A 12213-nucleotide genomic window follows, 5' to 3' on the forward strand; every position below is an offset into this window, starting at 1 on the left:
CGCTCCTACAGGGGGGCGGTTATTCCAGGTGTTCGGGCTTGATCGGATCCCCAGGTTTCACATCCAGTTGATGCCGTACATCCTCGAACATCTGGTCGTACTGCTTGTGCATCGAGCCGTTCAACACGGCAATCTTCGGCATGCCGTATTTCTGCGCGATGTTCATCGCATGCCGGGCAAAGTCGAACGCCTGGTCCTTGGGCAGGAAAAACTCCTCCTTAAGGTCCTTGCCCTGCACCGAGCCATGGAGCTTGAACAGCATCCCCTTGCCTTCCTTGGGATCCTGGCTGACTTCGTAGTCGATGCACAGGTTGTAGCTGTAGTCATCCTTGTTCAGCGCGTGACGTTCAACGTGCAGGTGACCCGGTTCAAAGGTGGCCATAGGCGTCTCTCCTCTACTTCACAGATAGGTGATGCCAGGTGTTGCCGTGCTGATGCGCGTACCGGCGCTGCCCTGGACGATGGCTTCGATGTCCGAGAGTGAACCGATGACGGCGGTTTTGCCAGTCTGGCGGGCGAACTCGCAGGCGGCTTGTACCTTGGGGCCCATGGAACCGGCGGCGAAGCCGAGTTTTTCCATGTCGTCCGGGTGGGCTTGGCCGATGGCTTTTTGGGTGGGTTTGCCGAAATCGATAAAAGCGGCGTTGACGTCGGTGGCGATCACCAGCAAATCGGCTTTCAATTGTGAAGCCAGCAGCGACGAACACAGATCCTTGTCGATCACGGCTTCAATGCCGCGCAGCTTGCCGTCCTCGCCGTACATCGTCGGAATACCGCCACCGCCGGCACAAATCACGATACTGCCTTTGTCCAGCAGCCACGTGATCGGGCGAATTTCAAAGATGCGTTTGGGCCGTGGGCTGGCGACCACGCGGCGGTACTTGTCGCCATCCGGGGCTATGGCCCAGCCTTTTTCGGCGGCGAGTTTTTCCGCTTCGGCCTTGGAATACACCGGGCCGATGGGCTTGGTCGGGTTCTGGAAGGCCGGGTCCTTGGCGTCCACTTCGACTTGGGTGAGCAGGGTGGCGAACGGCACTTCGAAGTCCAGCAGGTTGCCCAGTTCCTGTTCGATGATGTAGCCGATCATGCCTTCGGTCTCGGCGCCGAGCACGTCCAGTGGGTACGGCGACACCTGGGTGTAGGCCGCCGCCTGCAACGACAGCAGGCCGACTTGCGGACCATTACCGTGAGCGATCACCAGCTGGTTGCCGGCATGGATCTTGGCGATCTGTTCGGTGGCGATGCGGATATTGGCGCGTTGGTTGTCCGCCGTCATGGGTTCACCACGGCGGAGCAGGGCGTTGCCGCCCAGGGCTACGACGATGCGCATACAGAATGTCCTTCTAGAAAGCTCATGAACAACACGGTCCATGTAGGAGCCGGCTTGCCGGCGATAGTGCCTGTACCTCCAACAGGGATGTCGGCAGGTACATGGCTATCGCTGGCAAGCCAGCTCCTACAGAATATCCGTCAGATATCTGCGAGTGCCGACACCAGAATCGCCTTGATGGTATGCATGCGGTTCTCCGCCTGCTCAAACGCGATGTTGGCCGGCGACTCGAACACGTCCTCGGTCACTTCCACGCCATTGGCCAGGTTTGGATAACGCGCGGCGATGTCCTTGCCCACCTTGGTTTCGCTGTTGTGGAACGCCGGCAGGCAGTGCATGAACTTCACGCGCGGGTTGCCCGAGGCTTTCATCATCTTGGCGTTGACTTGGTACGGCAGCAGTTGCTCGATGCGCTCGTCCCACGCTTCCACCGGCTCGCCCATGGACACCCAGATATCGGTGTGGATGAAGTCCACGCCTTTCACCGCTTCCTTCGGGTCTTCGGTGATGGTGATACGCGCGCCGCTTTCTTCGGCAAACGCCTGGCATTGCTTGATGAAATCTTCGTGCGGCCACAGGGCTTTCGGCGCGCCGATGCGCACGTCCATGCCCAGCTTGGCGCCGATCATCAGCAGCGAGTTGCCCATGTTGTAGCGTGCGTCACCCAGGTAGGCGTAACTGATGTCATGCAGCGGTTTGTCGCTGTGCTCGCGCATCGTCAGGGTGTCGGCGATCATTTGGGTGGGGTGGAATTCAGCAGTGAGGCCGTTGAACACCGGCACACCGGCGAACTTGGCCAGCTCCTCGACGATTTCCTGTTCGAAGCCACGGTACTCGATGGCGTCGAACATCCGGCCCAATACGCGGGCGGTGTCTTTCATGCTTTCCTTGTGGCCGATCTGCGACGACACCGGGTCGATGTAGGTGACGTGGGCGCCCTGGTCATGGGCCGCGACTTCGAAGGCGCAGCGGGTGCGGGTCGAGGTTTTTTCGAAGATCAGCGCGATGTTCTTGCCCTTCAGGTGCGGACGCTCGGTGCCGGTGTATTTGGCGCGCTTGAGGTCGCGGGACAGGTCCAGCAGGTAGTGCAGCTCGCGGGTGGTGTGGTGCATCAGTGACAGCAGGCTGCGGTTGCGCATGTTGAAAGCCATGATGGATCTCCTTCTGTTTAGGTTATCCCCCTGGCCGGCGCCTTATGGGCGACGGCCAAGGCCTGGAAATTAATAGTCGATAGGGTCGCGGATGATCGGGCAGGTCATGCAGTGGCCGCCGCCACGGCCCCGGCCGAGTTCGCCGGCGCTGATGGTGATGACTTCCACACCAGCCTTGCGCAGCAGGGTGTTGGTGTAGGTGTTGCGGTCGTAACCGATCACCACGCCAGGCTCCACCGCCACCACGTTGTTGCCGTCGTCCCACTGCTCGCGTTCGGCGGCGAAGCTGTTGCCGCCGGTTTCGACGACGCGCAGCGCCTTGAGGTTGAGGGCTGCGGCGACGGTGTCGAGGAAGTTGGTTTTCTCGCGCTGGATGTCGATGCCGTGTGGCTTGCTTTCGTCCGGGCGCAGGGTGAACGGCACGATCTGGTTGACCACTTCGGGGAAGATGGTGACCAGGTCGCGGTCGCAGAAACTGAACACGGTGTCCAGGTGCATCGCCGCGCGGGATTTCGGCAGGCCGGCCACGATGACTTTCTCCACCGCCTTGTTCTTGAACAGGTTGCGCGCCAGTTGGCCGATCGCCTGGTGGGACGAACGCTCGCCCATGCCGATCAGGACTACGCCGTTGCCGATGGGCATCACGTCGCCGCCTTCCAGCGTGGAAGCGCCGTGTTCCTGATCCGGGTCGCCGTACCAGATCTGGAAGTCGGCGTTGGTGAACTCCGGGTGGAACTTGTAGATGGCCGAGGCCAGCAGGGTTTCCTGGCGTCGTGCCGGCCAGTACATCGGGTTCAGCGTGACGCCGCCGTAGATCCAGCAGGTGGTGTCACGGGTGAACTGGGTGTTGGGCAGTGGCGGCAAGATGAAGCTGGAATGCCCGAGGAAGTCGCGGAACATCTCGATGGTCTTGCCACCGAAGCTGCTCGGCAGGTCATCGGCCGACACGCCACCAATCAGGAATTCGCTGATTTTGCGCGGCTCCAGGCTGCGCAACCACGAGCTCACTTCATCGACCAGGCCCAGGCCCACGGTGTTGGCGGTGATCTTGCGCTCCAGGATCCAGTCCAGCGCTTCGGGGATGGCGACGATGTCGGTGAGCAGGTTGTGCATTTCCAGCACATCAATATCCCGCTCGCGCATCTTGGTCACAAAGTCGAAATGGTCGCGCTTGGCCTGGGCCACCCACAGCACGTCATCGAACAGCAGTTCATCGCAGTTGTTGGGGGTCAGCCGCTGGTGGGCCAAGCCTGGGGAGCACACCATGACTTTGCGCAGTTTGCCGGCTTCGGAATGTACGCCGTACTTCACTTTTTCCGTGGTCATTACAGATCCTCCAGTGAACAAAAGATTCAGGTGTTACAGGGTCAGGAAGCCGTCGTAGAGCCCATAGGCCGCCACCAGGGCGCCAATGACCACTGCGGCGAAAATCAGCTTCTCGACGTTGGTGAAAATCGGTTTGCCCAGTTCATGCTTGGCCTTGGCGAACAGAATCGCGCCGGGCGCATAGAGCAGGGCGGAGAGCAGCAGGTATTTGGTGCCGCCGGCATACAGCAGCCAGATCGCGTAGATCAGGGCGATGGCGCCGATGAACAGGTCTTTCTTGCGCTCTTTCAGCGCGTTTTCGTAGGTCTCGCCGCGCACCGCCAGTAACAGGGCGTAGGCCGCCGACCACAGGTAAGGCACCAGGATCATCGAGGTGGCGAGGTAGATCAGCGACAGGTAAGTGCTGGCGGAAAACAGCGTGATCACCAGGAACAGTTGCACCATGGCGTTGGTCAGCCACAGGGCGTTGACTGGCACATGGTTGGCATTCTCCCTGCGCAGGAACTCCGGCATGGTGTGGTCCTTGGCGGCGGCGAACATGATCTCCGCACACAGCAACACCCACGACAGCAGCGCTCCCAACAGCGAGATGATCAGGCCGACGCTGATCAGCACCGCGCCCCAGTGGCCCACCACGTGTTCCAACACGGCGGCCATCGATGGGTTTTGCAGCTTGGCCAGTTCGGGTTGGGTCATGATGCCCAGGGACAGCACGTTCACCAGCATCAGGAACAACAGCACGGTGATAAAACCGATCACTGTGGCCTTGCCCACGTCGGAGCGTTTTTCCGCACGGGACGAGAAGATGCTCGCGCCTTCGATGCCGATGAACACCCAGACGGTGACCAGCATCATGTTGCGCACTTGGTTCATCACACTGCCCAGGTCCGGGTTTTTCACGCCCCAGATGTCAGCGGTGAAGATATCCAGCTTGAACGCAAACAGCGCGATCAACACGAACAGCACCAGTGGCACGACCTTGGCGACGGTGGTCACCAGGTTGATGAATGCCGCTTCCTTGATGCCGCGCAGCACCAGAAAATGCACGGCCCACAGCAGCACCGACGCACCGATCACTGCAGCAGGTGTATTTCCCTCTCCAAATAGCGGGAAGAAGTAACCGAGGGTGCTGAACAGCAACACGAAATAACCGACGTTGCCCAGCCAGGCGCTGATCCAGTAGCCCCAGGCTGAAGAGAAGCCCATGTAGTCGCCGAAGCCGGCCTTGGCGTAGGCATACACGCCGCCGTCGAGGTCGGGCTTGCGGTTGGCGAGGGTCTGGAACACAAACGCGAGGGTCAACATGCCGATGGCGGTAATCACCCAACCAATCAACACGGCGCCGACATCGGCACTGGCGGCCATATTTTGCGGCAGTGAGAAGATCCCGCCGCCAATCATTGAGCCGACGACAAGTGCAACCAGTGCGCCCAATCGAAGTTTTCCGGGAGATTCAGACATCGCATAACTCCAATGCAGGAGAAGAGAGACCACAGAATAAATCCGTGCGCTAAACAAACAGCTGACTCAGATCACTTCATTGGCACATTCCATTGTGAATTAATGACTTAGGGTGCAAAGCCGTGGGCAATAGATTTCCTCGCAAAGGTGCTTTCTAGAGCGATCCCTGCGGTATTGGTTAATCATTTAGTGCTACGTGTGGACGTTTTAAGCTAGTCCGTTTTTCCGAATGTGCAAACTTTTCATACAGGCGACAATAAGTAGCCAATACACGACAAAGTAGTTGCCGTATTTAAATTCTAAATAAGCCTAAACCCTATAAACTGTCATGCCCTCGGGTTATTAGCGCCGTGTTTTATCGCGGTCTCTAATAAACGCTACACTCGCTGGGTTAATTAGTTGAGTGCACAGTTGTCAGCTAAAAGCGTTTTATTCATTCAGGAGTGTTCATGTCCCAACCCGCCCAGAAACTTCGGCTCAGTGCCCTGATCGCCCTGGTAGTGGGGTCGATGATCGGCGGGGGGATTTTCTCGTTGCCGCAGAATATGGCCGCTCGCGCCGAGGTGGGCGCCGTGCTGATCGGTTGGGCGATCACCGCCGTGGGTATGTTGACCCTGGCCTTCGTGTTCCAGACCCTGGCCAACCGCAAGCCTGAATTGGATTCGGGCGTGTATGCCTATGCCAAGGCCGGCTTCGGCGACTACATGGGCTTCTCGTCGGCCTGGGGTTACTGGATCAGCGCCTGGATGGGCAACGTGGGTTACTTCGTGTTGCTGTTCAGCACCCTCGGTTATTTTTTTCCGGTATTTGGTCAGGGCAACACGCCGGTGGCTATCGGCTGCGCGTCCTTGCTGCTGTGGGCCGTGCATTTTCTGGTGCTGCGTGGGATCAAGGAGGCCGCGTTTATCAATCAGATCACCACCGTGGCCAAGATCGTGCCGCTGCTGATGTTTATCGTGATTGCCGGCGTGGCATTCAAGGCAGATATCTTCACCCGAGATATCTGGGGCGCGGGCAACCCGACTATCGGCAGCGTGGTGGACCAGGTGCGCAACATGATGCTGGTCACCGTGTTTGTGTTTATCGGCATCGAGGGCGCCAGCGTTTACTCGGCGCGCGCCGAGAAACGCTCGGACGTGGGCCGCGCCACGGTCATCGGTTTTCTGGGCGTGCTGGCACTGCTGGTGCTGGTGAATGTGTTGTCCCTGGGGATCATGAGCCAGCCGGAACTCGCGCACTTGCAGAACCCGTCCCTGGCAGGTGTGCTCGAACACATCGTCGGCCCCTGGGGCGCGATGGCGATCAGCATCGGCCTGGCGGTCTCGTTGCTCGGCGCCTTGCTGTCCTGGGCGTTGCTCTGTGCGGAAATCCTCTACGCCACGGCCCAGGACAAGACCATGCCGGCCTTCCTGAAAAAGGAAAACGTCAACCAGGTGCCGGTCAATGCGCTGTGGCTGACTAATGTGATGATCCAGGTCTTCCTGGTGATCACGCTGTTTTCCCACAGCACCTACACCACCCTGATCTACTTGGCTTCCTCGATGATCCTGGTGCCTTACCTGTGGTCGGCCGCCTATGCGGTGCTGTTGAGCGGGCGCGGCGAAACGTATGAAGGCGCCCACGGCCAGCGCATGAAGGACCTGCTGGTGGGCCTGATTGCCCTCGGCTACGCCGTATGGCTGCTCTACGCCGGGGGCTTGAAATACCTGCTGCTGTCGGCGCTGTTGTATGCGCCGGGTGTGATCCTGTTTGCCCTCGCCAAGCGTGAGCAGGGCCAACCCTTGTTTACCCACATGGAAAAAGGCATTTTCAGCTGCGTGATCGCCGGCGCGGGGCTGGCGGCGTATGGTTTGTACAGCGGGGTGTTGTCGTTGTGAGACTGGCGTATCAGCCACCCTACGACTGGGCGGCAATGGTGGGGTTTCTGTCGGCGCGGGCGATCGGCGGGATGGAGACGGTCGAGGCGGGGGTGTACCGGCGCAGTATCAGCCTCGGCGGGCAGCACGGCTGGATCAGCGTGGCGATGGGGGATGGCGATTGGCTAGACGTGGAGGTGGGTTTTCCAGACCCGGCGGCGTTGCCTGAGATCGAACGGCGTCTGCGCACGATGTTCGATCTGGATGCCCAGCCCCAGTTGATCAACCCGCAACTGGCGACGGACCCATTGATGGCGCAACTGGTCGCAGCGCGTCCGGGCTTGCGTGTGCCGGGCACCTGGGATGGTCTGGAGCTGGCGATTCGCGCGGTGCTCGGCCAGCAAATCACCGTGGTCGCCGCGATTCGTCTGGCGGGCAAGTTAGTGGCGCACTACGGTCAGCCGTTGGCAACGCCGCATGTCGGTATCACCCATGTGTTCCCCGCCGCTGAGGTGTTGGCGGCGGCGGACCTGGCGACGCTGGGCATGCCCAAGGCGCGTGGGCGGACCTTGTCGGGCGTGGCCCAGGCGTTGCTGGATGATCCCCGATTGTTCGAACCCCAGGCCAGCCTCAAGGCTGGTGTGGCACGGTTGGTGGCGTTGCCGGGGATTGGCGATTGGACCGCGCAGTACATCGCCATGCGCCAGATGCGCGAGGCGGATGCGTTTGCGTCGGGGGATATCGGGTTGATCAATGCGTTGGTGGCATTGGAAGGTGGGCCGGTTTCGGCGCGGCAGTTGTTGGCGCGGGCTGAGGCTTGGCGCCCGCTCCGGGCGTATGCGGCGCAGCATTTGTGGACGTCGTTGCAGCGGGCGGATTAAGAGTACCTGTACTGGCCTCTTCGCGAGCAAGCCCGCTCCCCCATTCGACCGCATTCCATGGAGGTACTCGGTCAAAATGTGGGAGCGGGCTTGCTCGCGAATGCGGACTCAAGGTCACCACTGAGGCCGGTGTGAACCCAATTCCCCAGCCGGCAAATCCCACTGCAACGGCGTGCCGCTGATAGCGACCGGTGGCAACAATCGATGTGCCGGGCCCCAGGCTGTCTGCTCCGCCAACAGGCCTTGATCTGCTGGCTCTTCGGCGCGCAACGCTGGCTGCTCCGGCACCTGTCCTGCGTCCACCAGCAACTTCGCCGTGCGCGCCAATGACAACCGTGCCGAACCGCCGCGCCCCGACTTCAAGCGTTCGCTCAAGGCCTGAATCGCACTGGCCGCCATCAAATACCCAGTCGCGTGATCCAGCGCCTGCAACGGTAGGGGCACCGGTTTGTCCGTCTGTTTCCAGGCCATGCCAGCGGCGGCGATTCCGCTGCTCATCTGCACCAGGCTGTCGAAACCACGACGGTTGCGCCACGGGCCGCTCCAACCATAGGCGTTGAGGCTCACGTCGATCAGGCCGGGGGCCAGGGTTTGCAGTCCATCGGCGGTGTAACCCAGCTGTTCCAGGGCATCGGCGCGGTAGCCGTGGAACAGGATGTCGGCTTCCTTGAGCAGGCCTTCGAAAACCTGCCGGCCGTCCGGGCTTTTCAAATCCAGGCGGGCGCAGCGTTTGCCCAGGGTCATTTCCGGTACTACGCCGGGCTCATTCCAGGTGGGCGAATCGATGCGCAGCACGTCAGCGCCCAGGCCTGCGAGAAAGCGGCTGGCCACCGGGCCGGCCAACACGCGGGTCAGGTCCAATACCTTGAGGCCCGCCAGTGGCCGCGCAACCGAGCCGAGCCAGGGCTTGTGGGTGGTGGTTGCAAAGGTCTGGCGCTGCACCAGCTCCTCAGCATTCACTGCCAGCCCTTGAGGATGTGCCTGCCAGGCTTGCCAGTCACGCATCTGCGCGGCGCAACCCCCTTCATCGACAAGCGCCTGCTCCAGCTCGGCGGCGTTCCATTTGGCGACCTTGACGGCCATTTCGGCCCGCTCGGTCACCTTGCCCAGCACACGCTCAGCCGCCGCGCGGTGGTGGGGCGCATTGGTGTGCAGTCGAATCCAGCCATCGGCGCTGGCATAGTCGCCGGCCACCGGGTCCCACAGCGGTGGTGTTTCCCAGCCTACCGGGCGGATCGAAGAAGAAAACCAGAAGGAGGCTAGGCGCCGGTCCACAATGACGCTGGGCAGGCGCCCGGTCTGTTGCTGGATCAGTTGCGCCACCGCTTGGCCGGCAGCGCCAATGCTGGCGCTGGCCAGCTCCGTCACGGCGAAGGTCGAGGGCAGGGCGCCGGCTTCGGTAAAGGTCAGTGGTGTTTGTGGTAGAGCGAGTGCGGCTTGGATGGGAGTCAGCAGGTCAGTCATCAAAGGCCCTCCGTAAGAGAAGGGCCACTATAGAAGATCATCAGGCCGGTGTGACAACCCCAGGTTCCAACGGCAGGTCGATACTGGCAACAAAACCGCCGTCAGGATGATTGGCCAAGATCAGGCTGCCACCATGGCGTTCGGCGGCGCGACGCGCAATCGCCAGGCCCAGGCCATGGCCTTGTGCGGTCTGGCCGGGGGCGCGGTAGAAGGGTTCGCCGAGCTGGCTCAAGTGTTCGGCGTCAACGCCGGGGCCGTGGTCGCGCACGCTGATCAGGATCCGATCACCCTGGCGCTGCGCATGCAGTTCAATCGGCTGGCCCTGTGGATTGAAGCGCTGGGCATTGCGCAGCAGGTTATCCACCGCGCGTTCGATCATGGTCGGCCAGCCCTTCAGGTGCAGGTCGGTTTCGGCGTCCAGTTGCACTAGCTGGTCCGGCGCGCCGAGTTGGGCGTCCTTTTGCAGGGTCTTGAGCAGGGAAGTGAGGTCGACCTCTTCGGCGCTGGCGTTGTCGGCATCGACACGGGCCAGTACCAGGATTTCGCTGATCAAGGCTTCCAGCCGGTCGCATTCACGGGTCAGGCGCGGCCAGAGTTTTTCCCGTTCTTCGGGGCTGGCGCGTTCGGCCAGGGCCAGGGCGATCCGCAGGCGCGCCAGGGGCGAGCGCAGTTCGTGGGAGACATCGCGCAGCAACTGGCGCTGGCTGCCGATCAGGCTTTGCAGGCGGGCGCCCATGCGGTTGAAGTCGGTAGCCAGCACGCCGAATTCATCGCGGCGGTTGGCCAGGCGCGCCAAGCTGTTTTGCTGATAGGTGGCCTGGCCAAGGTCATGCACCGCGCCACGCAAACGGCTGAGGGGCCGGGTGATGGACAGTGTCACCAACAGGCTGAACAGGGTCAGCACCACCAGCGCAATCGCCAACGCGCTCAACGGCCACAAAAGGCTGCTGCGGTGCCAGGCGTCGAGTTCCGGATGGGGGATGCGGTAGATCAGCAGGTAGGTGTCGCCGGTCTTTTCGCTGGTGTACTCGGCGGTCAGGCGGCGCCAGGGCAAGTGGCCGTCCTGGCTGTCATTCTGGCGCGCTTCGAAAGCGGCGGCGCGGCGCGGAAAGGTGCCGCGCACCACCGGCTCGCCGCTTTCATTCAGCACTTGTACGTCGATGTGGTACTGGCGCTTGCGCTGTTGCAGCAGATCCTGGGCGGCATCCTCGCCCTGGGCCTCGTAGAGTTGGGTCCACTCTTCGGCCAGGTTATTGAGACCGGGGTGACGGCTGAGAATCCAGGCGTCTTGATTGAGCATGTGCCCCAGCAGGATCGACAACCCGGCAACCAAGGCGATGGCCAGCCAGAAGCTGGCCAGGATGCGCCAGAACAATGAACGCACAGGAAACCCTCAAACAGGAAAAGCCCAGTGGCGAGGGCCACTGGGCTGGGAGTGTTAACGCGGGTGCATTATTGCGCTTTTTGCGGCTGTTGCGCTTTCCAGGCCTGGAATTCCTTCCATTCGGCGCGACGCTGTTCCTGCTGCTTGACGATCTCGTCGAACTTCTTCTGCTGGTCAGGCTTGAGGACCGCCCGGATGTCCGCCTGGGTTTTCTGCTTGCCGGCGGCGATTTCGTCCTGCATGGCTTTCTGGTCAGCGGCTGGCAGTTTGTCCAAGTACTTCTTGGTCAGGTCTTTGCGAGCGTGCCATTGGTCGCCCATCAACTTGCCGATCTGCTGGCGCTGTTCCTTGCTCAGGTCCAGTTGGCTGAAAGGGCCGCCTTTGCCACGCGGACCGTGTTCACCGCCGTGGCCCGGGCCACCCATCATGTGGCCTTCCGGGCCGCCCATCGGGCCTGGGCCTTCAGGCATTGCCGCCATGGCAACGGTGGGCAGGGCAGCGGCGAACATCAAAGCGATAAGGGTCTTGCGCATGGTGATTCTCCTGTCTCTATTCCGGTGAGTCCGGATGTGAGTAGATTACGGAGATCAAGGTCAGCGGCGGTCAGGTGTGGGTAAAGCTTGGGTAAAGACGATTGGGGGGGCGCTGACAAAACCAGGAGCCCAGGGGCTCCCGATTTCAGAGGCTGTAATAGTAGCCCCGGCTACGCAACGCCACGATCCGTGGCCGGCCGTCCGGGTGTGGGCCGATCTTTTTGCGTAGGTTGCTGACGTGCATATCCAGGCTGCGATCGTAGAGGGTCAGCTTGCGGCCCAGGGCGATCTGCGCCAGTTCCTGCTTGTCCAGCGGTTCGCCGGGCTGGCGCAGCAGGGCTTCCAGCAGGCGGCTTTCGGAAACAGTCAGGGTAAACTCCTGCTCGTCGATACTGACCACGCCGCGCACCGGGCTGAAGCACAGGTCGCCCAATTCCAGCTGCGTCGACACGGCAGCCGGATGGCTGCGGCGCAATACGGCACGCAGGCGGGCAGTCAGCTCGCGTGGGTCGCAGGGCTTGGCCAGGTAATCGTCGGCGCCCAGTTCGAGGCCGAGGATGCGGTCCAGCGGTTCGCCACGGGCCGAGAGCATCAGCACCGGCAGTTCCGGGTGGTCGTTGCGCAATTGCTTGAGCAACTCAAGGCCACTGCCGTCGGGCAGCATCACGTCGAGCACCACCGCAGCCGGGGCGCTGTCGGCCAAGGCTTTGCGGGCGCTCAAGCCGTCATGGCAGGCACGCACCTGGAAGCCTTCCTGGCTCAACCAACTGGTCAGCAGCTCGCAGAGCTCCTGGTCATCATCTATCAGTAACAGCTCGCTCATGACT

The 12213-nt window shown here is 61.5% G+C and carries 11 protein-coding genes; 2 read left to right on the top strand and 9 right to left on the bottom strand.

The window, feature by feature from the left end; all coding sequences use genetic code 11:
* Nucleotides 1-19: 19 nt before the first annotated feature.
* From ACP7C6_RS09250 to arcD (ACP7C6_RS09270), 5 genes are all read right to left on the bottom strand, one after another.
* Nucleotides 20-382: a DUF5064 family protein gene (locus ACP7C6_RS09250; protein WP_068935005.1), complete on the bottom strand. Its 363-nt coding sequence runs from the start codon at nt 380-382 to the stop codon at nt 20-22.
* 18 nt (nt 383-400) lie between these two features.
* A complete protein-coding gene (arcC, locus tag ACP7C6_RS09255; protein ID WP_028617731.1) occupies nt 401-1330 on the bottom strand; it encodes a carbamate kinase in 930 nt (309 codons plus the stop codon).
* Between the two features lie 140 nt (nt 1331-1470).
* The gene (locus ACP7C6_RS09260; protein WP_016973242.1) at nt 1471-2481 is read right to left on the bottom strand and encodes an ornithine carbamoyltransferase; all 1011 of its coding nucleotides are present in this window, start codon (nt 2479-2481) and stop codon (nt 1471-1473) included.
* Nucleotides 2482-2550: 69 nt separating this feature from the next.
* Nucleotides 2551-3807, bottom strand: a complete 1257-nt coding sequence (gene arcA / locus ACP7C6_RS09265; RefSeq protein WP_028617730.1) for an arginine deiminase — start codon at nt 3805-3807, stop codon at nt 2551-2553.
* Between the two features lie 33 nt (nt 3808-3840).
* Nucleotides 3841-5268, bottom strand: a complete 1428-nt coding sequence (gene arcD / locus ACP7C6_RS09270; protein ID WP_028617729.1) for an arginine-ornithine antiporter — start codon at nt 5266-5268, stop codon at nt 3841-3843.
* Between the two features lie 449 nt (nt 5269-5717).
* Here arcD (ACP7C6_RS09270) and arcD (ACP7C6_RS09275) point away from each other — a divergent pair, with 449 nt between their 5' ends.
* Nucleotides 5718-7145 carry an arginine-ornithine antiporter gene (gene arcD, locus ACP7C6_RS09275; RefSeq protein ID WP_236318648.1) on the top strand — a complete coding sequence of 476 codons (1428 nt, stop codon included), beginning with the start codon at nt 5718-5720 and terminating at the stop codon, nt 7143-7145.
* Nucleotides 7142-8005 (top strand): DNA-3-methyladenine glycosylase family protein, encoded by an 864-nt coding sequence (locus ACP7C6_RS09280; protein ID WP_426108645.1) that lies wholly within the window; start codon nt 7142-7144, stop codon nt 8003-8005. The genes arcD (ACP7C6_RS09275) and ACP7C6_RS09280 overlap by 4 nt, the downstream gene beginning before the upstream one ends.
* Before the next feature lie 114 nt (nt 8006-8119).
* Here the strand turns inward: ACP7C6_RS09280 and ACP7C6_RS09285 are convergent, their stop codons facing one another.
* The 4 genes from ACP7C6_RS09285 to ACP7C6_RS09300 all read right to left on the bottom strand — a co-directional run bounded on the left by ACP7C6_RS09285 (nt 8120) and on the right by ACP7C6_RS09300 (nt 12209).
* Complete coding sequence (locus ACP7C6_RS09285; protein WP_305382558.1) at nt 8120-9469, bottom strand: CoA transferase; 1350 nt, start codon at nt 9467-9469, stop codon at nt 8120-8122.
* A 40-nt stretch (nt 9470-9509) separates the two neighbouring features.
* Nucleotides 9510-10853 carry a sensor histidine kinase gene (locus ACP7C6_RS09290; protein ID WP_122685488.1) on the bottom strand — a complete coding sequence of 448 codons (1344 nt, stop codon included), beginning with the start codon at nt 10851-10853 and terminating at the stop codon, nt 9510-9512.
* 68 nt (nt 10854-10921) lie between these two features.
* A complete protein-coding gene (locus tag ACP7C6_RS09295) occupies nt 10922-11386 on the bottom strand; it encodes an LTXXQ domain-containing protein (RefSeq protein WP_016975427.1) in 465 nt (154 codons plus the stop codon).
* Nucleotides 11387-11531: 145 nt separating this feature from the next.
* The gene (locus ACP7C6_RS09300) at nt 11532-12209 is read right to left on the bottom strand and encodes a response regulator transcription factor (RefSeq protein WP_028617724.1); all 678 of its coding nucleotides are present in this window, start codon (nt 12207-12209) and stop codon (nt 11532-11534) included.
* Nucleotides 12210-12213: the final 4 nt, after the last annotated feature.

It is taken from the genome of Pseudomonas sp. TWR1-1-4, assembly GCF_049897165.1.
Taxonomy (GTDB): Bacteria; Pseudomonadota; Gammaproteobacteria; order Pseudomonadales; family Pseudomonadaceae; genus Aquipseudomonas; species Aquipseudomonas canadensis.

Excerpts from the sequence above, each read along its gene's own strand:
- ACP7C6_RS09295 (WP_016975427.1), bottom strand. The coding sequence starts at position 11,386 with ATGCGCAAGACCCTTATCGCTTTGATGTTCGCCGCTGCCCTGCCCACC.
- ACP7C6_RS09300 (WP_028617724.1), bottom strand. The coding sequence starts at position 12,209 with ATGAGCGAGCTGTTACTGATAGATGATGACCAGGAGCTCTGCGAGCTG.
- arcD (WP_236318648.1), top strand. The coding sequence starts at position 5,718 with ATGTCCCAACCCGCCCAGAAACTTCGGCTCAGTGCCCTGATCGCCCTG.
- arcC (WP_028617731.1), bottom strand. The coding sequence starts at position 1,330 with ATGCGCATCGTCGTAGCCCTGGGCGGCAACGCCCTGCTCCGCCGTGGT.
- arcD (WP_028617729.1), bottom strand. The coding sequence starts at position 5,268 with ATGTCTGAATCTCCCGGAAAACTTCGATTGGGCGCACTGGTTGCACTT.
- ACP7C6_RS09260 (WP_016973242.1), bottom strand. The coding sequence starts at position 2,481 with ATGGCTTTCAACATGCGCAACCGCAGCCTGCTGTCACTGATGCACCAC.
- ACP7C6_RS09285 (WP_305382558.1), bottom strand. The coding sequence starts at position 9,469 with ATGACTGACCTGCTGACTCCCATCCAAGCCGCACTCGCTCTACCACAA.
- ACP7C6_RS09250 (WP_068935005.1), bottom strand. The coding sequence starts at position 382 with ATGGCCACCTTTGAACCGGGTCACCTGCACGTTGAACGTCACGCGCTG.
- arcA (WP_028617730.1), bottom strand. The coding sequence starts at position 3,807 with ATGACCACGGAAAAAGTGAAGTACGGCGTACATTCCGAAGCCGGCAAA.